Below are 19,586 nucleotides of genomic sequence, written 5' to 3'. Positions count from 1 at the left end.
GCCGAAGCTCAAGTGCGAAGAGATCATCCCATCAATCATTTAAATGGCGGTTTGAAGTTGAACGGGAAGTTGTTGCCTCCCTGATTGCCGCCTTTACCCAAGAACGGAAGATTGAAGCCGCCTTTTTTCTTGGCCTTCTTTTTCATCTTGTCAGCGACGCCGGTAAACTGCTTCATCATTTTTTTCATTTCGTCAAACTGCTTGATGAATCGGTTTACTTCCTGAATCGTTGTACCGCTGCCTGCCGCAATGCGCTTGCGCCGGCTGGCATTGAGCAGCTCGGGATTGGCCCGTTCCGCTTTGGTCATCGATTTGGCGATCGCCTCGACGCGGGCAATCTGTTTTTCATCAACTTTGACAGCGCCCTTCATCTTGTTCATGCCAGGCATCATGCCGAGGATGTCTTCGAACGGTCCCAGGTTGCGCATCTGCTGCATCGCATCCAGGAACATCTCGAAAGTGAAATCCCCTTGACGCATTTGCCGTTCCATTTCCCGCGCCTTCTCTTCATCGACGGCTTCCTGTGCCTTTTCGATGAGGCTGAGCACATCGCCCATCCCGAGAATCCGGGAGGCCATGCGATCGGGATGGAAAGGTTCCAAAGCATCCAGCTTTTCACCCATGGCAGCGAACTTGATCGGCTTGCCTGTCACGGCTTTTACGGACAAGGCTGCACCACCGCGTGTATCGCCGTCCAGCTTGGTCAGGACCACACCCGTCAGCTCCAATTGACTGTTGAAGCTCTCTGCCACGTTGACAGCGTCTTGACCTGTCATGGCATCGACGACGAGCAGGATCTCGTCCGGCTTGGCTACCTCGCGCACTTGCTTCAGCTCTTCCATCAGAGCTTCGTCAATATGCAGACGGCCCGCCGTATCGATCAGCACATAATCGAGGTGATTCTCTTTGGCATGCTGGATCGCCTGTTTGGCAATCTCAACCGGGCTTACCTGATCGCCCAGTGAGAACACGGGTACGTTTAACTGCTCGCCCAAAACCTGCAACTGCTTGATGGCGGCAGGACGATAAATGTCTGCTGCTACCAAGAGCGGTTTGCGATTTTGTTTTTGCAGATACTTGGCCAGCTTACCGGTGGTCGTTGTCTTACCGGCCCCTTGCAGACCCGCCATCATGATGACGGTAGGCGGCCTGTGGGCTGCGGCCAACTGGGCGACATTTCCGCCCATCAATTCAATCAGCTCTTCGTTGACGATCTTGATGACCATCTGACCGGGAGTAAGGCTTTTCATAACGTCTTGCCCTACTGCCCGCTCTTTCACACGAGCGATAAATTCTTTTACAACTTTAAAATTGACGTCAGCTTCCAGCAGGGCCAGACGAACTTCGCGCATCGCCTCGTTGACGATGGTCTCGTCGATCTTGCCTCTGCCGCGCAATTTATCAAATGCGCCTTGCAGCCGGCTGGCTAAGCTTTCAAACGCCATACGAGCCCTCCTAATCCATCTCTGACAGTTGGTGGAGCAAAGTGATCAAGTCCTCTCTCGCCTTACCATCTGCGAGCCCTTCTACCGTTTGCTGCATGCGGGCAAGCAATTCCTGACGCTGTTCATGCCGGACGGACAAGCGGAGTTTGTCTTCGTATTCGAAGAGCTGCTTTTCAGCCCGCTTGACGTGGTCATACACGGCCTGTCTGCTCACTTCATGCATTTCGGCAATTTCTCCAAGCGACAAATCATCCAGATAATACAGCTCCAGATATTCGCGCTGCTTGCCTTTGAGAAGCGGCGCGTAAAAGTCGAACAAGAGATTCACTTGATTGGTTTTTTCGAGCATGGAACCAACCCTTTGCTGAGAGGTACTCGAATCCCGCTGTAAAGAACTTTTCCTTTACAGCACGATACTTATAGTACCCAATTCTCCATGTGCTGTCAAGGTTTTTTATTGACAAGTTTTTCGCAGGTGGTTTCGCGGCTAAAAACCGCTATTCCTTCGCTGCTTCCTCTTCCTCTGCCGCGACCTCTTGGGCAATCAAGCCCGCGAACAAGGCATGCACAAATTGTTCGGGATCAAATGGCTGAAGATCATCCATCCGCTCGCCCAAGCCCACGTATTTAACGGGAATGTTCAATTCATTGCGGATCGCAATCACGATCCCGCCCTTTGCCGTCCCGTCCAGCTTCGTCAGCACGATGCCCGTCACTCCCGCCGATTGCCCGAAGGTTTTGGCCTGAGACAGCGCGTTTTGTCCTGTCGTCGCGTCCAGTACCAGCAGCACTTCATGGGGAGCACCTGGAAGCTCGCGCTGCAGAACGCGGTGCACCTTGCTCAGCTCCTCCATCAGATTCACTTTGTTTTGCAGGCGCCCTGCCGTATCGCACAGGAGAACATCAACCCCGCGTGATTTTGCGGCCTGCGCGGCATCGTAGATCACAGCAGCCGGATCAGCGCCCTGCTGATGCTTGATCACTTCGACGCCGACTCGCTCGCCCCATACCTCCAGCTGTTCGATGGCGGCGGCACGGAATGTGTCACCGGCAGCAAGCAGCACTTTTTTTCCCTGCTGTTTAAACATATGCGCCATTTTTCCGATCGTGGTCGTCTTGCCAACGCCATTTACACCAACAAAGAGAATGACATTCAAGCGCCCCTCTTCGATTTGCAAGCGCGAATCCATCGCTTCATCGTTTTTCAACAGCGCCACCAGCTTTTCTGACAAAATCGGCTGCAAATCCATGGCGTTTTCGATTTTTTGCTTGCGCACCTCACTGCGAAGCTCGTCAATCAGTTCCATCACGGTATTGACGCCGACGTCCGCGGTGATCAGAATCTCCTCCAGTTCCTCGAAGAAATTCTCATCTATTTTTTTGTAGCGGCGCACGAGATCCTCCACTTTTTCGACCAGCAGATCCCTGGTTTTCGCGAGGCCGTCTGTGAATTTCTGGGTAACCGCCTCTGATTTTTGTACGATGGTATCCCGCAAGCGTTTAAAAAAGCTCATCTTCATCTTCCTTTTCTCGTCAATTCGATAAGAGCCTTGAAGCTATTTCCGATTTTTCGCTGCGACCCCTTATGCGGACTCAATGAATTTGCGTGTATCTTCCAGCTTTACGGAGACGATCTTGGAGACGCCGCCTTCTTGCATCGTAACGCCGTAGAGCACATCTGCGCTTTCCATTGTTCCTTTGCGGTGGGTTACACAGATAAATTGTGTCTGGCCGCTGAAATGGTGCATGTACTCGGCAAAACGGGTTACATTGGCCTCATCCAGCGCCGCTTCAACCTCATCCAGCACACAAAAGGGAACCGGCTTCACTTTGAGGATGGCAAACAGGAGAGCCATGGCGGTCAATGCCCGTTCGCCCCCGGACAGGAGCGCGAGATTTTGCAGCTTTTTACCCGGCGGCTGGGCGACGATATCGATCCCCGTCTCCAGCAGATTCTCCGGATTGGACAGGATCAGATCTGCCCGACCGCCGCCAAACAACTGCACGAACACATCCCGGAACTGTTCAGAGATTGCATCGAAGGTCTCTTTAAAGCGACGAGACATCTCCTGATCCATCTCGGAAATCACCTGGTACAGCATCGCCTTCGCTTCATTCAGGTCCTCTTCCTGTGTGCTGAGGAATTGCTGCCGCTCAGACAAGCGTTCGTATTCCTCAATCGCTCCAAGGTTGACTGTGCCCAGCGCGGCAATCTCTTTTCGCAAACGGTTGACGATCTGCTGTTCACTTGCCATCTCGCCCTTCGGCGGATACTTCTGTTTGGCCAGATCATAGCTCAGTTCGTATTCTTCGGAGAGTTTGTTCAACAGATGATCCAGTTCCACATCAAAGCGGTTTACTTTCACCTCTTCCTGATGCAGCGCTTCTTCCAGGGACTTGAGCCGTTTGCGAATCTCCTTCACTTCCAGCTCTACCTGCTCCTGACGCTGATACAGCGTAGCTCTCTCGCCCCTGCGATCCTGGATCAACCCGGCGACGCGATCCTTGTCCTGCCGCAATTCGGAGATTTTCTGGTCCAGCTCGCTGCTGCTGGTTTCGTTGGTTGCCTCCAGTTCATCATAGGAAGCCAAAGTTTGATTTAATTCCTCCCACTCTCGTTGCAGGGTCCGGCGCTGCTCCTCCAGCCGTTCCACTTGCTCCACGCGGGACTGGTATTCCTGTTTGACCTGGGCGTCAAGGACCTTGAGGCTTGTGATCCGCTGATTCATCTCTTCCTTGGACTCCAGTTGCTCCTGACGTTTGGCTTCCGCTTCGGCAATTTGCTCGGAGAGCTGTTTTTCTTCTTCTGTCATTTTCGCGAGGGCTGCTTCCAGCTCGTCCAGCTTCCGGCGAGATTCTTCCATCTCCCGCTGGTAACCGGCGATATCCTGATCCACAACAAACAAGCGATCAGAGAGGTTTCGCCCTTCTCCTTCTGTCTGCTGGAGCAGGACCTTCACTTCCTGTTCTTTGAGCCTGAGGCTTTCTCCCTCACTTCTTAGCTTCTCTTGCTGCTGCTCGATCGATTGGAGCTGCTTCGTCAGTTCTTCTACTTGCTCAGTATGCCCAATAATTCCCTGCTCGATCTCCTGCATCTGTGCTTCCAGTTCTTCTGCTTGCCGGTTTCTTCCCAAGAGATTGGTCGAGTTTTTTTTCAGGGCACCCCCGGTCATGGAGCCGCCGGCATTGACGATATCACCTTCCAGGGTGACGACGCGATAGCGATAGCCCATTGCTCTTGCCACCCGGTTCGCTTGGTCCAGTTTCTCTGTTACGATCACATTGCCAAGCATGGATTCTACGACCGAACGATAGGCATCCTGAAAGGTAACCAGTTCACTGGCGATGCCGACCACTCCCGCTTCTTTGGAGAGCGTTCGTTTGTCCTCTGCTTGAAGGCTGCGAGGACGGATGACATCCAGCGGCAGAAAGGTAGCCCGGCCTGCGTTGTTTTGCTTCAGATAACCGATCGCTGAGCGGCCCGCTGCTTCATTTTCTACCACGACATTTTGCAGCGCCCCGCCAAGCGCCACTTCGATCGCAGTCTCGTACTTTTCCGGAACGGTAACAAGCTCGGCAACGGCACCGTGGATACCCTGGAAGCCGCGCTCACGAGCCTTTAATATTTCCTTAACGCCCTGTTGGAAGCCGGCAAAGTCAGCCTGCATTTCCTTTAACAAATCCAGACGGGAGCGGATCGCTTCTTTCCGCTGTTCGCCCTGTCTCAGTTCGCGGCGTGCGGTTTCCAAACGGGCTTGTCCCTCCCGTATCCGATCCATCGACTCTTTATAACGGCTCAGTGTTTCTTGGATGGATTCTTCGATCTCCTGAAGCTGTTGCTTCAAGCCCTCTATTTTTCCGACCCTGCTTGCTTCTTCGCCGTCCAGCCGCTCTTTTTCGGCTGTCAGTCTATCAGCCCGGGCGTTTCCTGTTTGCAAGAGTTGCTGCTGATGACGGATGTCATTGCGCAAATTTGCAAGCTGATTCACCTTTTCAAAATAGTCGCCTTTCAATCGCTCGACGTCATCCGTGAGTGACTGAACCATGGCGTAAAACTGATTTTCAGCTTCACGCAGTGACTTTTGGGCATCTGCCAGTCGTTTTCCGGTCTCCTCTGTGCGCTGTTTTTCCTCTTGCAGTTCTGTTTCGACGGCATGCTGCTTTTCCGTGATGCGGTGAAGCTGTTCCATCGTTTGCTGGCGATTGGCGGTGAGGTTGCGAAGCCTTTCTTTCAATACCTCCCGCTGTCCTTCTACCTTCTCTGTTTCTTCACTGACAGTCAAAAGGACCTGCTGCAATTCTTCGATGGATTCGTCAATCTGGCTGACGTGAAATTTGGCTTTCTCCAAATCAGCTTCACGCCCTGATGCCTGTGCGGATTGAGCTGCCAGTTCTTCCTGCAGCTCCTGGGCGCGCCTGCCCGCTTCCTCCCATTTGGCGTGAGCAGCTTCAATCTGCTGGACGTAGAGGGAAATCTCATGTTCGACAAGCGTCGCATGCAGTTCTTTATAGGTGCGCGCCGTTGCTGCCTGTTCTTGCAGCGGGCCGATTTGTTCATTGATTTCGCTGACAATATCATGAATCCGAACGAGATTTTGTTCCGTCTCATCCAGCTTTTTCTCCGCTTCCCGCTTCCTCGTTTTGTATTTCACAATCCCGGCGGCCTCTTCAAAGATCCCCCGGCGATCCTCGGATTTCGTGCTGAGGATTTCTTCGATCTTCCCTTGGCCGATGATGGAGTAGGCTTCCTTGCCCAATCCCGTATCCATGAACAGCTCCATGATATCCTTCAGCCTGCACGCCCGTTTGTTTATGTAATATTCACTGTCACCAGACCGATAGACGCGGCGAGTTACCGATACCTCCGAATACTCCATGTCCAGCGACCTGTCGGTGTTGTCCAGCGTTAATGTCACTTCTGCAAAATTGACTGGCTTCCGCGAGTCGCTCCCTGCGAAGATGATATCCTCCATCTTGGCCCCGCGCAGCGACTTGGCACTCTGCTCACCGAGTACCCAGCGGATCGAGTCAGAGACGTTGCTTTTCCCGCTCCCGTTTGGTCCCACAACGGCGGTTACGCCGGGGACGAATTCCAATTCAGTCCGGTCTGCAAACGATTTGAAGCCTACCAGTTCCAGCCGTTTCAAATACATACGAGCGGTCCTCCCACATAAAAGCTCCTGACCGATCAGGAGCAAACAAAATCACTAGCATTCCCTTGCAACTAGGCACTATTTTATCATAACCTCCGGCTTTTGGCGAAGTGCTTGTGATGGGGTCTGACCTCGAAGAATAACAAAAGCCCGGGCTCCAATGAATGAAGTCCGGGCTTTCGCCATTTATTTCGCTCCCAGCTTAATCAGCGCGCGCGCTGCCGCCTGTTGCTCCGCTTCTTTCTTGGAACGGCCTGTCCCCACACCCAATGAGCGATGGTTTAACAGCACCTCGGAGACAAACTCACGGTTGTGCGCAGGGCCGCGTTCTTCCAGAATACGGTAATTGATTTCGCCGAGATTGTCCTGCTGAACAAATTCCTGCAACTGACTTTTAAAATCGGTCAGATGCGTGAACTCCCCTTTGTCCACGCGTGGATACACGTATTTCTCCATAAAGGTAAAAACGGCATCCAGGCCCTGGTCCAGGTACAATGCGCCGATAAATGCCTCAAACACGTCTGCCAACAGAGCAGGCCGCTGCCTGCCACCCGTCAATTCTTCCCCTTTTCCCAACAGGACGAGTTCACCGAAGCGAAGCAGCTCCGCAAACTTGACAAGAGACGGTTCGCAGACAATCGCTGCGCGAAGCTTGGTCATCTCGCCCTCACTCATCTTGGGAAAAGTCTTGTAGAGAAACTGGGAAACGGTAAGCTCCAGAACGGCATCGCCGAGAAACTCCAGCCGTTCGTTGTCTTGAATTCGCTTGCCGCGTTGCTCGTTGACGTAGGAAGAATGGGTGAACGCTTGCCGCAATACACTCTCATCTCGAAACCGGATTCCGATGGTTTCTTGCAGCTCGGCAAAATTCATCACCCTCACCACCATCCCCGAAGACTTCCTACTCTTTCTCTGAGCAGGAACCATTTATGCTTCGTAACGCTTTAAAATAATGGTCGCGTTGTGTCCGCCAAATCCAAATGTATTGGAAACAGCCACATTCACATCCGCTTTGCGTGCTACATTCGGTACATAATCAAGATCACACTCTGGATCAGGATTCTCCAGGTTAATCGTCGGCGGCAAAATCTGATCGCGAAGAGCAAAAGCCGTGGCGATTGCTTCTACACCGCCAGTTGCCCCGAGCAGATGCCCCGTCATCGATTTGGTCGAACTGACGGCCAGTTTGTAGGCATGCTCGCCAAACACTTCCTTGATCGCCATGGTTTCGGCGATATCTCCCTGATCCGTAGAGGTTCCGTGTGCATTAATGTACGCCACTTCTGATGGATCGATACCCGCATCCCGAATAGCATTTCTCATGCAGCGGGCTGCGCCTTCACCGCCTGGCGACGGTGCCGTAATATGATGCGCATCTGCGCTCATGCCGTAACCGATCACCTCGGCCAGAATCGTCGCACCGCGTTTTTTCGCATGCTCCAGTTCTTCCAGGATCAATACGCCTGCCCCTTCACCCATGACGAAACCATCGCGATCTTTGTCAAACGGACGGCTTGCCTTTTCAGGCTCATCGTTGCGCGTCGACATGGCTTTTGCCGAGCAAAAGCCCGCAAAAGCCATCGGACGGACGGTGGCCTCGGCTCCGCCGGTAATCATGACGTCAGCATGATCGTGCTGAATCAGACGGAAGGCATCGCCAATGGCGTTGGTACCGGTAGCGCATGCTGTGATGGCACTGGATGTCGGCCCTTTTGCACCGTACTGAATCGACACGGCACCGGACGCCATATTGGCGATCAACATGGGAATAAAAAACGGGCTGACACGGCGTGGTCCTTTTTCCAACAGAGTCCGATGCTGCTCTTCCCACGTGCTGAGTCCGCCGATCCCTGATCCGATGTATACACCAACACGTTCCGCATTTTCCGCTGTAATCTCCAGCTTGGCGTCTTCTACCGCCATTTTGGCAGCAGCCAATCCAAACTGAACGAATCGGTCTGTACGTCGAATCTCTTTCTTATCCATGTACGCTTCTGGATCGAAATCCTTGACTTCCCCAGCAATTTGGGTGGGGTAATCCGAGACATCAAAGGATGTGATGCGGGAAATGCCCGACTTTCCTTCCAAAAGGTTTTTCCAGAATGTCGTTGCATCATTACCGATCGGCGAAACAACGCCAACTCCGGTAATCACCACTCTTCGTTTCATAACCTATCACCTCTATAGTAAAGTCAGCCAAACGCTTCCTTGTTATCCTTGTTATCTTCTCATCTGAATAAGCCCGTGCGTACTTCGATTCTCTTCCCATGAAGGAAGGGGGAAGTCCCGCATCAACGGGACTTCCACTGAAGGAAACTACTTGTTAGCTTCTATGTAAGAAACGACTTCACCAACAGTAGTAATCTTTTCAGCGTCTTCATCAGAGATTTCCAGGTCGAATTCGTCTTCCAGTTCCATAACGAGTTCGACTACATCCAGGGAATCAGCACCCAGATCTTCTTTGAAAGAAGCCTCCAAAGTGATTTTGGACTCATCTACACCCAGACGGTCAATGATGATTTTTTTCACACGATCGAATGTATCTGCCATTTTGCTTCACCCCCTCTCCCCGTAATTATAGTAGATGAGCCTATGAAAAACTAGCAGGCTCTTCTTACTTACATATACATACCGCCGTCAACATGGAGCGTTTGTCCGGTCATGTAGCCAGCAGCATCTGATGCCAGGAACAGCACGACGCGGGCGATATCTTCAGCCTGCCCAAAACGGCCCAGCGGGATTTGTCCCATCATCGAAGATTTTACCTCTTCCGGCAGAGCTGCCGTCATGTCTGTATCAATAAATCCAGGGGCAACAGCATTCACAGTTATGCCACGGGATGCCAGCTCCCGCGCTGTCGTCTTTGTCAAGCCGATGACACCCGCTTTTGCAGCCACGTAGTTCGCCTGACCGGGGTTGCCCATCACGCCAACGATGGAGGTGATGTTGATAATCCGTCCGGAGCGCTGCTTCATCATCGGGCGTGTCGCCGCCTTGATGCAGTTGAATACGCCTTTCAGGTTGATGGCGATGACATCATCCCACTCTTCTTCTTTCATCCGCATCAGCAGATTATCCCGCGTAATTCCAGCATTGTTGACCAGAATGTCGATGCTGCCAAAATGGTCAAGCGCTGTTTTAAACATTTCATTTACTTCTTCTGCGTTGGATACATTCGCCCGCACCATAATGGCGTCGCGTCCCAGTTCCTTCACTTTGGCAACGGTCTCAGCAGCAGCTGCTTCACTGCCGGAATAGTTCACCACTACATTGGCCCCTGCTTCAGCCAGTGCCAAAGCGATGGCACGCCCGATTCCCCGGGATGCTCCCGTCACCAGTGCCGTTTTTCCAGTCATGATAAAATCCCTCCGTTCAACAGCTCCGTCAGCGAATCCATATCCTGCACGGAAATGATTTTCGTCTCGGCAGGCGCAATTTTCTTGATCAAGCCGGAGAGCACCTTGCCCGGACCTATCTCCACAAATGTCGTTACGCCTTCTTCAACCATCCACTGAATGGTATCTTCCCACAGGACAGGGGCAGCCACCTGCTGAATCAGGCTGTCCACAATCGTGCCGGCGTTAGATACAGGTCGCGCCGAAACGTTTGCTACCACCGGCACAGCCGCATCCTGAACGCTTACATCTGCCAGCAAAGCTTGCAGTTTATCGGCGGCGGGCTGCATCAGACTGGAGTGGAAAGGACCGCTTACATTCAGGGGCAATACCCGCTTGGCTCCGGAAGCCTTGGCTTTCTCCCCCGCCAGCTTCACTCCCTCCGCAGAACCGGAGATGACAATCTGTCCCGGGCAGTTCATGTTAGCCAGCTGAACCGGATTGCCCGCTTCGCTCACCTCTTCGCAAACCGCATGCAAGGCATCGCGCTCCATGCCCAGGACCGCTGCCATCGCACCTTGCCCTGCCGGAACCGCTTCCTCCATGTATTGACCACGCGCACGTACGGCGCGAACCGCATCGGTAAAGGAAAGAGCTCCGGCTGCTACCAACGCGGAATACTCACCCAAGCTGTGACCTGCGTAGAAATCTGCTTGCACACCTGGCTGCTTTTCACGCAGAGCCTCCAAGACCGCCACACTCGCTGTCAAAATGGCCGGCTGTGTATTAGCAGTCAGACGAAGCTCCTCTTCCGGACCAGTGAAGCAGAGCGCAGAGAGCGAAAATCCCAGCGCCTCATCCGCTTGTTCAAAAACGCGGCGTGCTGCCGCTGAATGCTCGGCCAGCTCCTGGCCCATCCCGACGAACTGAGAGCCCTGTCCAGGGAAAACAAAAGCAATTTTACCCATTACTTGTTTCCTCCTTCCGCTTCTTCCGTCGACCATTTCAGCAGGGAAGCGCCCCAAGTAAGTCCGCCGCCAAAGCCTACCAGCACGATGTTATCCCCTTCTTTTACACGCCCTTCCTGGATCGCTTCATCCAGGGCGACAGGGATCGATGCAGAGGACATATTTCCATAGCGGTGCAGGTTGATTGCCACCTTGTCTTCAGACAGGCCAAACCTTTGAACTGCCGAATCAATAATCCGCTTGTTCGCCTGATGCGGCACCAGCAAATCAATATCTTCTTTCGTCAATCCGGATTTATCCAACACAGCCTCCGTCGCCGAATTCATGACGCGGACTGCAAATTTGAATACTTCTCCACCCGCCATCGAAATGTAATGGAGGTCGTTTGCAATCGATTCGCTTGAAGCCGGAATCCGGGAACCGCCGGCCGGCTGTGACAGAAGCGCCCCTCCCGAACCGTCCGCACCCAGCTCAAATGCCTGGAAGCCGAAGCCGTCCTTGACCGGTCCCAGCACAGCCGCACCTGCTCCGTCACCGAACAACACGCAGGTGTTGCGATCCTTGTAGTTCGTGATTTTGGACAATGTCTCCACACCGACTACCAGTACATAGCGGTAGAGGCCATTGGCAATGAATTGGCTTCCGGTCGCGATCGCGTATAAAAACCCGGTACACGCTGCGGACACGTCGAGCGCCGCTGCTTTTTTCGCACCCAGTTTTTCCTGCAGGATGCAGGCTGTAGACGGAAACATCGTATCCGGGGTAACCGTGCCTACGATGATCATATCGAGCTGTTCGGCACTGATGTTGGCTTTGGCCAATGCTTTTTTCGCTGCTTCCAGCGCCAAATCGGATGAAGCTTGATTCGGTTCGCTGATGCGGCGCTCGCGAATCCCTGTTCTGGTGACGATCCATTCGTCCGAGGTATCAACCATTTTTTCCAGATCGAAGTTGGACAACACTTTCTCAGGCGTATAGGAACCAGTTGCTAAAATCCCGACGGAACGCATTCCTTTCATCGGTTTCACTCACTTTCTCCCGGCATATTTTTCTGTAAAGCGTCCTGTATGAAGCCATTCACGTCTTGTGAGACAAACCGGACACCGCTGACAATCGCATTTTTAATCGCCCGCTCGTCTGAAGAGCCATGGGCTTTGATCACAGGTCGCCGCAATCCCAAAAGCGGTGCTCCTCCGTACTCCGCATAATCCATTCGATTGCGGAATCGGACCAGACCCGGTTTTAGAATAGCCGCTCCTACTTTATTTATAAGGCTGGAAGTAAACTCCTGCTTTAATAAAGAAAAAATCGTCTCTGCCGTGCCCTCCATCGATTTGAGAAGCACATTTCCCACGAAGCCGTCTGATACCAGCACATCACAGGCCCCCTGCATGACGTCACGCGATTCCACATTGCCGACGAAGTGAAGGTCAGCTTCTCTCAGCATCGGGTATACGGCTTTCGACAGCTCATTCCCCTTGCCTTCCTCAGTACCGACGTTCAGAAGTCCCACACGTGGCGGATTGAATCCGAGCACTTTTTCTGCGTAAAGACTGCCCATAACCGCGTATTGATAGAGATGCTGCGGCTTGGCATCCATGTTGGCTCCAACGTCCAGCGCCAGCGTCACCTTGCCTTTGATGTTGGGAATAAAGGCCGCCAGTGCTGGTCGCTCGATTCCTTCCATACGACCGCAGTATAACAAGCCTGCCGTCATGAGCGCCCCCGTATTTCCCGCCGAAATCGCTGCATCCACTTTGCCTTCTTTTGCCAATTGCACGGCGACGACGAGAGACGAATCTTTCTTCCTCCGAACAGTACGCACCGGCTCATCGTCAGCCTCAATCACTTCTGACGCATGGTGTATTTCCAGACGGGCGTGAAGCTCCCCTGGCAGTTCTCGCCGGATGGCTTCCTCATCGCCGACAAGCACCACCGTCAGCGACGGATTTTCTTCGACTGCATGCCATGCGCCCAATACGGTGCTCTTGGGAGCATTGTCCCCACCCATCGCATCTAATGCGATTCGCATCCGTGTTCCTCCTTGTGCTCTCATCTGTTTGATGTCGTGACACTGGACATGCCAACGACTCGGAAAGTCGCTGTAAAGACCAGCTCACCTTGTACCTTTGTTTCAACACGAACCTTGCATTCATCACCGCTGCGGCTGCGCACTACCGCTTTGGCTACCAGCTTCTCACCCAGCCTGACCGGGCGTACAAAGCGTATGCGGGCTGTCGCTGTGAGGGCGACATCCGCGTCTATAACGGCTACAGCCAGTGAATTGGCCTGTGCAAATATGTAATGACCACGAGCAATCTGCGTCTTGGCAAAGACATGCTCTTCTTTGATTTCTAAAACCGAAATCGCCTGTGCGTCCAACTGCAGGTCCACAACCTCGCCAATCACTTCGTCAATCCCCAGTGATTTCACAGGGTCCAAGCTTTTTTCGGCTACCGATTTGATGCGCTCGCGCAGCTCTGGTATCCCGAGCTCCAAGCGGTCTAACCGTATTGTTTGGATACTGACCTGAAATAAATCAGCAAGATCCTCGTCCGTGGCAAAAGGGTGTTCCTGCAAGCTTTGCACCAACCGCTGCTGACGATCTTTTTTGGGTAAGCGGGCGATGATCAACACCCCCATTACGATCTGTTTTTAATACCTGGTACCAATAAAGTATAAGGGAGGATTTCCGCAATTACAAGCACAGATCCTCGCTCACTTGAAAATGACGACCATGGTCCTGAATCGTCCAGAAATAAAAAAGCAAGGTGATTTCTCACCCTGCTCTTCTTACTTCGCTACTTTCACACCTTTGTAGTGTCCGCAGCTCGGGCAAACGCGATGCGCAAGCTTGTATTCGCCACAATTATCGCATTTGATCATGCCAGGAATCTCTAATTTGAAGTGCGTACGACGCATTCTTTTACGGGTTTTGGAAGTTCTCCGTTGAGGTACTGCCATCTTCCTTACACCTCCTTCAACTGGTAAATGCTAAGAAGCTCTATTTGTGGTGGATGGAATAGGCGAAACGCTTTCTGCCATCCTTCAAAAATGGGACATTCAGAACAGATCTGCTGCCTCATCTTGAAAACGAAGTTACTTACTGGCTGTCTTTGAAAAAGTCAGCCAACCCGGCCAAGCGCGGGTCGATGCGCTCGTTTTTGCAGCTGCAGGCTTGTTCGTTGCGATTCACACCGCAGGTCGGACACAAGCCCTGGCAATCATCCGTACACAAGGGAAATGAGGGGATGTCGAGCAAAAAATTCTCTTGCAACAAAGGAACCAGCTCAATTTCATCGCCTTCCAATGAAAGAATCTCGCTGTCCTCGTCGTCGATGAGCTCCGATCCTTCCTCAGCGAAGGTTTCAGAAAACGGAACCTCGACGTGCTCTTTGAACGGTCGCAAGCAGCGCGAGCAGACGAAATCAACGTCGGCCTGCATGTTGCCATTTACATAGTAAAGGTCACCCAGCTTGGCCGCTTCTCCAGATGTTTGAACCGGAGTCAAACCGCGGATCTCCTGATGACGCCGTTTGAGCTCGTCCGCATCCAATGTAAGCTGGAACCGGAGCGGCTCTCCCTTGCGATGTTCTAAATCGGCAATTTTAATATTCACAGGTTTCACCTCTTGCACAACAAAGATGATTATAGCTTCTGCTTTTTTCTTTGTCAACCATTTTTCCTTGACAGCCACTTTGCCTCAGGACTGTTTTTGCGGCTGTGAACGCAAGTAATCCAGCGCGTCTTCTACGGTTTTGACCGGTACGATTTTCATCGAAGTGCCGATCCGCTTTGCTGTTGCTACCGCTTCCTGGTAATTGGTGATGGTGCCACTCTCGTCGTCAGGTGCGAAGAAGATCTCTGCTCCCGCATTGTCCGCAGCAACGATTTTATGATTGATCCCGCCGATTCTGCCCACAGACCCGTCCAGCGAAATGGTGCCGGTTCCCGCTATCTGATACCCGCGTGTCAAGTCCTGCTCCGCATTCAGTTGATCATACATCTCCAGAGTCATCATCAGTCCTGCGGAGGGACCGCCAATTCCCTCTGAGCTGATGGTTACTTTTTTAGGAATCGTGATTTCTTGCTTATCGTCCGGACGTATCCCAATCCCTGCGGTTTGCGAATTGGGCAATTGCATCAACTGAAGTGTTCGTTCTTCTTTTTTGCCGTCACGGATAAACGACAGCGAAACCTGATCCCCGGCTTTCTTTCCAGATAAATAGCTGAGCAAATCCTCCTTCTTCGGTGTCGGCTTGCCGTCTACGGAGACGATCACATCTCCGATTTGCAGCACATTTTTCGCTGGCATGCCGGCAACGATTCCCATCACCCAGACTCCCTGGTTTTCCACCTTTACATCATAGCCGGCAATGCGAAAAGCAACGGCCTCGGCTACCTTTTGGGAGTTATCCATCACGGCCAGCTCGCGTTTTGTAAAATCTTCGTTGCTCTCCCCTTCACTGACCACCAGTCTTTTATCCATCAATTCCGCATCCGGTGAAAAAAGCGAGTAGAGATACCAGGCCAGATTTGCCTCTCCCATCCGTACTGTAGTGAGCATAAAGGAGCCGGTTTCATCTTTAACCCCGCCCTCAACGTGGATGATCGGGGCCAGCTTCATTGCGGAGCCAGGTCTTGTTACATAATACGATGTAGGCACAAAAAACAGCAATCCCATGGCAATCGGAATGATGATGAGCAGCCAGCGGGTGAAGCGGTTTGATCTTCTATTCCGGTGAATCCTTATTTGTTCGTCACTCATGTTCCTGCCCCCAGTCCGCGATCATTTTCTGAATATATTCGATGTGTTGGAGTGCGGCTTGTTCACCGAGCGCAATAATTTCTTCTACTCCCGTATAAGCGATACTGCTATAGTGTCCAACATCAGGACGAATTACGAGATCGGCGGCAAGGATGCGATGACGTAATATTTCCCGCTCCATGACATCAATCGTTTGGGCGATGACATCAAAAATGGACGTGACTTTCATCGGTGTATCGAACAAGGCGACATCCACCGCAATGACCAGATCGGCTCCCATGTCCCTGATTACCGTGATCGGTACGCGGTCAATCACCCCTCCGTCCACCAACAGCCGATCCCCGATCCGCTCCGGCACAAAAATCCCGGGTATGGAGATGCTGGCACGAACGGCTTGATCAACCGGTCCACTGCGAAAGACGACCCGCTCTCCCGTTTCGATATCGGTCGCGACAATGGCCAGCTCTTTTTCCAGTTCCTCAATCAGTTTCCCATGTGTCAACAACCGTACCAATTGCTTGATTTTTTCGCCGGTAACAAATCCAAGGCTGGGTACCGTCAAGTCCAGCCAATGCTTCCGTTTTAAATTAAGCGCCAGCTTTTCAAGCATCTCCGGATCGATTCCGTTGGCATAAACGGCTCCAATCAAACTGCCCATGCTGCTACCAGCCAGCATGTCAACCTCGATCCCATGTGCTTTGAATACTTTGAGCACCCCAATATGTGCAAAGCCTCTTGCTCCTCCTGAGCCGAGCGCAAGGCCAATCGTCGGCTTCTTTTTCTTCTCCATGTCCACATCCCCCTCCCTACAACGTATGTGGCCACTCTCCAAAACTTTTCACACATCAATGGCAACGAATAGTTTTGTCCTCCTCCACGTAGACATGTACTATCTAGCTTGCAGGACAGGAGGTAGCCATGACACGCCGCTCTCCCCTTCTTACATTGTTATATGCTTGTTCAGCGATCGCGCTGGTCATCATCCTGGTTTCTCATCCCGAGACATCCTTTGAAGCGGCCATCCGAGGCTTACAAGTTTGGTGGGAGGTCGTTTTTCCTTCCACACTTCCGTTTATCGTGTTGTCAGAAATCCTGATGGGTGTTGGTGTCGTCCATTTTACCGGCGTCTTATTAGAGCCCATGATGCGACCGCTCTTTAATGTGCCCGGAACAGGCGGTTTCGTATTGACCATGGGTTTTGCTTCTGGTTATCCGGTGGCGGCCAAACTGACCACGCGCCTTCGTGAACAAGGAAGCATTACCAAAGCAGAAGGAGAACGCCTCGTCTCATTTACGACAACCGGCGATCCCTTATTTGTCATTGGAGCTGTCGCCATCGGTTTTTTCCACAGTGAACAGTTCGGCTTTGTGCTTGCCTTCAGCCACTATTTTTCTGCTCTCTTGCTCGGGGTGCTCTATCGCTTTTATTCGCCGTTTTCTCCGTCCAGCAAACCGCTTGAAAAAAATCATTTGCCCCTGCCACTCCGTGCGCTTCAGGCTATGCATCGGGCACGCCTTCGCGACCGGCGGCCTTTTGGCAAACTGATGGGCGAAGCCGTCCAATCTGCTCTGCAGACGCTTTTGATGATCGGTGGATTTATTATTGTCTTCTCGGTGTTGATTCAACTGTTTGCCACGATTGAAGTCACTCATTTTTTAAGCGCGGTGCTTGCGGTTTTCCTCGGTCCTTTGGGGGTCCCATCAGCCTTTTCATCCGGCATGATTGCCGGCTTATTCGAAGTAACGCTGGGGGCGCAGGGAGTGAGCGAAGTCGGCGCTGGAATTCCGATGATCTGGAAGGCTGTCGTCGCCAGTGCCATCGTCTCCTGGGGAGGAATCAGCGTTCACGCTCAAGTAGCCAGCATCCTGAACGATACGGATATCCGCGTGACGCCCTATCTGGTCGGACGTGCCATTCACGCGGCTCTCGCCTCCTTGCTCGCCTACTTCTGCTGGAAACCGATTACGGCGTCCAGTTGGTTTTCTGATGAAGATATACCCGTTTTCCTGCCGACGACGGCGGAGGGAGTACCTGTTGGAAATTGGTGGGACAGCTTGCTTTACTCTGGCCTTGCTGCGGCTGGAATCTTACTGTTGTTGCTCCTTGTCAGCCTCTTCTTTCGGTCCCGACGTTTCAAGCGTCCGCACTGATTGCTTTGACTAACAGGTTTGTTGTTAGCTGGAAATACCCGAAAACTTGCGAATCAGTGCTTCTTCAACGACCGGGGGTACCAATCCTGTTGTGCTTGCCTGGTATTTGGCCAATTCCCTGACGATGCTGGAGCTTAGATACGCATACTGCGGATTAGTGAGCAGAAAAAAGGTCTCGACGTCATGATCCAGATGTTTATTGGCGGCCGCGATCGGCATTTCATAGTCAAAATCCGCATTGGAACGCAGGCCGCGCAGAATCACCTTCGCCCCTTTTTCCTGCATGTAGGTAATCAGCAGACCGCTGAATGAATCTACCTGCACATTGGGCAGATGTGCAGTGGAAGCAGCGAGCAGCTCCACCCTTTCTTCAACGGAAAAAAGCGACTGTTTTTGTGAATTTACCAGGACAGCAACAATCACTTTATCGAAGATCCGGGCAGCTCTGGAGATGATATCCAGGTGACCGTTTGTCACGGGGTCAAAGCTCCCCGAGCATACCGCAATCGTCATGTTTCGTCTCCCCCTTCGTCACTGCCCGCCTCGGAGTTACCCCCAAAGCGATAAATGGTAATCGTCGTCTCTCCGTAGGTGGACACCCTGTCTGCATAACAGCCGCCAATTTCCTCCGGCAGACGGAGCCCGCTATCATGTTCGGCTACGACCCAGGCGTCTGCTGCGAGCATACTTCCCTCCTGGAGTTGCCTGATCTCATCTGCAATCTGCTGATGGGCATAAGGCGGATCAAGAAAAACCAGATCAAAAGCGATATTGCGTTTGGAAAGCTGCTTTAATGCTCTGGCAGCATCGATTCGATACAGCTCTGCCCGCTCTTCCAGCCTGCACGCAGCCACGTTCTGTTTGACGATGCCAAAAGCCTTTGGATCTCTTTCCACAAATACACATTTGTCTGTGCCTCTGCTCAGCGCCTCGATCCCCAAGCCGCCTGTCCCAGCGTACAGATCCAAAGCCCAGCCGCCTGAAAAATACGGGCCGATCATATTGAAAATAGATTCTTTTATTTTATCAGTGGTCGGCCGTGTGCCTTTTCCAGGTACAGCAGCCAGCTTGCGACCTCTGTGATCTCCTGAGATTACGCGCATGTTCATTTCACCTTTACTGTTGAGTCTACTGGTAGAATCGTGAGAATGATTTCATACTAACATAACCGCCAGTGCGGGTAAAATTGTCCAGTGGAAATTCTTTTAGCGGTCCATCACGGTGTTGATGTATATTTTCGACGCCCTTTGGAAAAGAATATGGATAGCGACGCAACGGTGTCGCTGACAACCGCGGAGAAGACTTACGTTTCCCCATAAGCTCTTCCTCCGGTTTCTCCTCTCCCATAATTGAAAAGCAGTCTCTACCTGCGCACGGCGTGTCTGATAGGAGCATTCCGTGCCGTCGTTCCCGTTTCCGGGAGAGATGGGCTGCTGCCTCACCGTATATTGCGGTGGGGTGTTTTTTTTCCTCCGCTCGGGGTACACTATCAGCAGTTCTGAAATTGGAGGCGATTCGTATGGCAGAGAAGCTCCCATCCAAACAAAAACAAGCCGCCGCCGCTGCCCAATCTCGTGCCGACCGAACCGGTACAGGCAAAGAAGAGGCACGCCGGCTGCAGTCTGAAGCAGATCAATCCGATATTATCAAGCACGGCCAATAAACTGTTACCAAAGCAAAGCAAGCCAGCCTTCTTCATAGGCTGGCTTTTTTCTATCCGGTTTTTCCCTCTCTGCAGCGCCTGGATTTAGCGGATACTACAGGTA

The 19,586-nt window shown here is 52.3% G+C and carries 20 protein-coding genes; 2 read left to right on the top strand and 18 right to left on the bottom strand.

Translation table 11 applies throughout. The features are described from left to right. Nucleotides 1-35: 35 nt before the first annotated feature. The 16 genes from ffh to NDK47_RS10800 all read right to left on the bottom strand — a co-directional run bounded on the left by ffh (nt 36) and on the right by NDK47_RS10800 (nt 16,459). Entirely contained in the window at nt 36-1,445 is a 1,410-nt protein-coding gene (gene ffh, locus NDK47_RS10875) for a signal recognition particle protein (RefSeq protein ID WP_251874838.1), read from the bottom strand. Nucleotides 1,446-1,455: 10 nt separating this feature from the next. Beyond that, nucleotides 1,456-1,794: a putative DNA-binding protein gene (locus NDK47_RS10870; protein ID WP_251874837.1), complete on the bottom strand. Its 339-nt coding sequence runs from the start codon at nt 1,792-1,794 to the stop codon at nt 1,456-1,458. A gap of 148 nt (nt 1,795-1,942) precedes the next feature. After that, nucleotides 1,943-2,959 (bottom strand): signal recognition particle-docking protein FtsY, encoded by a 1,017-nt coding sequence (ftsY, locus tag NDK47_RS10865; protein WP_251874836.1) that lies wholly within the window; start codon nt 2,957-2,959, stop codon nt 1,943-1,945. A gap of 69 nt (nt 2,960-3,028) precedes the next feature. Next, entirely contained in the window at nt 3,029-6,598 is a 3,570-nt protein-coding gene (gene smc / locus NDK47_RS10860) for a chromosome segregation protein SMC (protein ID WP_251874835.1), read from the bottom strand. Between the two features lie 186 nt (nt 6,599-6,784). Beyond that, on the bottom strand, nt 6,785-7,486 hold the full coding sequence (rnc, locus tag NDK47_RS10855; RefSeq protein WP_251874834.1) for a ribonuclease III: 702 nt from the start codon (nt 7,484-7,486) through the stop codon (nt 6,785-6,787). A gap of 39 nt (nt 7,487-7,525) precedes the next feature. Further along, on the bottom strand, nt 7,526-8,767 hold the full coding sequence (gene fabF / locus NDK47_RS10850; RefSeq protein WP_251874833.1) for a beta-ketoacyl-ACP synthase II: 1,242 nt from the start codon (nt 8,765-8,767) through the stop codon (nt 7,526-7,528). Between the two features lie 147 nt (nt 8,768-8,914). Further along, the gene (acpP, locus tag NDK47_RS10845; RefSeq protein ID WP_251874832.1) at nt 8,915-9,148 is read right to left on the bottom strand and encodes an acyl carrier protein; all 234 of its coding nucleotides are present in this window, start codon (nt 9,146-9,148) and stop codon (nt 8,915-8,917) included. Nucleotides 9,149-9,216: 68 nt separating this feature from the next. After that, the gene (gene fabG / locus NDK47_RS10840; protein WP_251876105.1) at nt 9,217-9,957 is read right to left on the bottom strand and encodes a 3-oxoacyl-[acyl-carrier-protein] reductase; all 741 of its coding nucleotides are present in this window, start codon (nt 9,955-9,957) and stop codon (nt 9,217-9,219) included. Next, nucleotides 9,951-10,901 carry an ACP S-malonyltransferase gene (fabD, locus tag NDK47_RS10835; RefSeq protein WP_251874831.1) on the bottom strand — a complete coding sequence of 317 codons (951 nt, stop codon included), beginning with the start codon at nt 10,899-10,901 and terminating at the stop codon, nt 9,951-9,953. Before fabD ends, fabG begins: the two co-directional genes overlap by 7 nt. Continuing rightward, nucleotides 10,901-11,920 carry a beta-ketoacyl-ACP synthase III gene (locus NDK47_RS10830; RefSeq protein ID WP_251876103.1) on the bottom strand — a complete coding sequence of 340 codons (1,020 nt, stop codon included), beginning with the start codon at nt 11,918-11,920 and terminating at the stop codon, nt 10,901-10,903. The genes fabD and NDK47_RS10830 overlap by 1 nt, the downstream gene beginning before the upstream one ends. Nucleotides 11,921-11,925: 5 nt before the next feature. Beyond that, nucleotides 11,926-12,933, bottom strand: coding sequence for a phosphate acyltransferase PlsX (gene plsX / locus NDK47_RS10825; RefSeq protein WP_251874830.1), 1,008 nt, complete (start codon nt 12,931-12,933; stop codon nt 11,926-11,928). 20 nt (nt 12,934-12,953) lie between these two features. Then, a complete protein-coding gene (gene fapR, locus NDK47_RS10820) occupies nt 12,954-13,538 on the bottom strand; it encodes a transcription factor FapR (protein WP_251876101.1) in 585 nt (194 codons plus the stop codon). A 156-nt stretch (nt 13,539-13,694) separates the two neighbouring features. Further along, nucleotides 13,695-13,865 carry a 50S ribosomal protein L32 gene (gene rpmF, locus NDK47_RS10815; protein WP_081656575.1) on the bottom strand — a complete coding sequence of 57 codons (171 nt, stop codon included), beginning with the start codon at nt 13,863-13,865 and terminating at the stop codon, nt 13,695-13,697. 139 nt (nt 13,866-14,004) lie between these two features. Further along, complete coding sequence (locus tag NDK47_RS10810; protein ID WP_251874829.1) at nt 14,005-14,520, bottom strand: YceD family protein; 516 nt, start codon at nt 14,518-14,520, stop codon at nt 14,005-14,007. 84 nt (nt 14,521-14,604) lie between these two features. After that, nucleotides 14,605-15,669, bottom strand: coding sequence for a SepM family pheromone-processing serine protease (locus NDK47_RS10805; protein ID WP_251874828.1), 1,065 nt, complete (start codon nt 15,667-15,669; stop codon nt 14,605-14,607). Beyond that, nucleotides 15,662-16,459, bottom strand: a complete 798-nt coding sequence (locus NDK47_RS10800) for a patatin-like phospholipase family protein (RefSeq protein WP_251874827.1) — start codon at nt 16,457-16,459, stop codon at nt 15,662-15,664. The genes NDK47_RS10805 and NDK47_RS10800 overlap by 8 nt, the downstream gene beginning before the upstream one ends. A 128-nt stretch (nt 16,460-16,587) precedes the next feature. On the opposite strand from NDK47_RS10800, the gene ylbJ reads away from it, so the two are divergent. Then, nucleotides 16,588-17,820 (top strand): sporulation integral membrane protein YlbJ, encoded by a 1,233-nt coding sequence (gene ylbJ / locus NDK47_RS10795; RefSeq protein ID WP_251874826.1) that lies wholly within the window; start codon nt 16,588-16,590, stop codon nt 17,818-17,820. A 24-nt stretch (nt 17,821-17,844) separates the two neighbouring features. Here ylbJ and coaD read toward each other — a convergent pair whose 3' ends face one another. Next, nucleotides 17,845-18,333, bottom strand: a complete 489-nt coding sequence (coaD, locus tag NDK47_RS10790; RefSeq protein ID WP_251874825.1) for a pantetheine-phosphate adenylyltransferase — start codon at nt 18,331-18,333, stop codon at nt 17,845-17,847. Continuing rightward, nucleotides 18,330-18,923, bottom strand: a complete 594-nt coding sequence (rsmD, locus tag NDK47_RS10785) for a 16S rRNA (guanine(966)-N(2))-methyltransferase RsmD (protein ID WP_251874824.1) — start codon at nt 18,921-18,923, stop codon at nt 18,330-18,332. The genes coaD and rsmD overlap by 4 nt, the downstream gene beginning before the upstream one ends. A gap of 416 nt (nt 18,924-19,339) precedes the next feature. On the opposite strand from rsmD, the gene NDK47_RS10780 reads away from it, so the two are divergent. Continuing rightward, entirely contained in the window at nt 19,340-19,483 is a 144-nt protein-coding gene (locus tag NDK47_RS10780) for a hypothetical protein (protein ID WP_251874823.1), read from the top strand. Nucleotides 19,484-19,586 lie beyond the last annotated feature (103 nt).

Origin of the sequence: Brevibacillus ruminantium (genome assembly GCF_023746555.1) — a bacterium.
Classification (GTDB): domain Bacteria; phylum Bacillota; class Bacilli; order Brevibacillales; family Brevibacillaceae; genus Brevibacillus; species Brevibacillus ruminantium.
Note: the sequence above shows the minus strand (reverse complement) of the source record. Positions and strands in the feature narration are given on the sequence as shown.

Excerpts from the sequence above, each read along its gene's own strand:
- fabF (WP_251874833.1), bottom strand. The coding sequence starts at position 8,767 with ATGAAACGAAGAGTGGTGATTACCGGAGTTGGCGTTGTTTCGCCGATC.
- smc (WP_251874835.1), bottom strand. The coding sequence starts at position 6,598 with ATGTATTTGAAACGGCTGGAACTGGTAGGCTTCAAATCGTTTGCAGAC.
- NDK47_RS10800 (WP_251874827.1), bottom strand. The coding sequence starts at position 16,459 with ATGGAGAAGAAAAAGAAGCCGACGATTGGCCTTGCGCTCGGCTCAGGA.
- acpP (WP_251874832.1), bottom strand. The coding sequence starts at position 9,148 with ATGGCAGATACATTCGATCGTGTGAAAAAAATCATCATTGACCGTCTG.
- NDK47_RS10805 (WP_251874828.1), bottom strand. The coding sequence starts at position 15,669 with ATGAGTGACGAACAAATAAGGATTCACCGGAATAGAAGATCAAACCGC.
- rnc (WP_251874834.1), bottom strand. The coding sequence starts at position 7,486 with ATGGTGGTGAGGGTGATGAATTTTGCCGAGCTGCAAGAAACCATCGGA.
- fabD (WP_251874831.1), bottom strand. The coding sequence starts at position 10,901 with ATGGGTAAAATTGCTTTTGTTTTCCCTGGACAGGGCTCTCAGTTCGTC.
- NDK47_RS10780 (WP_251874823.1), top strand. The coding sequence starts at position 19,340 with ATGGCAGAGAAGCTCCCATCCAAACAAAAACAAGCCGCCGCCGCTGCC.
- NDK47_RS10830 (WP_251876103.1), bottom strand. The coding sequence starts at position 11,920 with ATGAAAGGAATGCGTTCCGTCGGGATTTTAGCAACTGGTTCCTATACG.
- ftsY (WP_251874836.1), bottom strand. The coding sequence starts at position 2,959 with ATGAGCTTTTTTAAACGCTTGCGGGATACCATCGTACAAAAATCAGAG.
- ylbJ (WP_251874826.1), top strand. The coding sequence starts at position 16,588 with ATGACACGCCGCTCTCCCCTTCTTACATTGTTATATGCTTGTTCAGCG.
- ffh (WP_251874838.1), bottom strand. The coding sequence starts at position 1,445 with ATGGCGTTTGAAAGCTTAGCCAGCCGGCTGCAAGGCGCATTTGATAAA.
- rsmD (WP_251874824.1), bottom strand. The coding sequence starts at position 18,923 with ATGCGCGTAATCTCAGGAGATCACAGAGGTCGCAAGCTGGCTGCTGTA.
- rpmF (WP_081656575.1), bottom strand. The coding sequence starts at position 13,865 with ATGGCAGTACCTCAACGGAGAACTTCCAAAACCCGTAAAAGAATGCGT.
- NDK47_RS10870 (WP_251874837.1), bottom strand. The coding sequence starts at position 1,794 with ATGCTCGAAAAAACCAATCAAGTGAATCTCTTGTTCGACTTTTACGCG.
- plsX (WP_251874830.1), bottom strand. The coding sequence starts at position 12,933 with ATGCGAATCGCATTAGATGCGATGGGTGGGGACAATGCTCCCAAGAGC.
- coaD (WP_251874825.1), bottom strand. The coding sequence starts at position 18,333 with ATGACGATTGCGGTATGCTCGGGGAGCTTTGACCCCGTGACAAACGGT.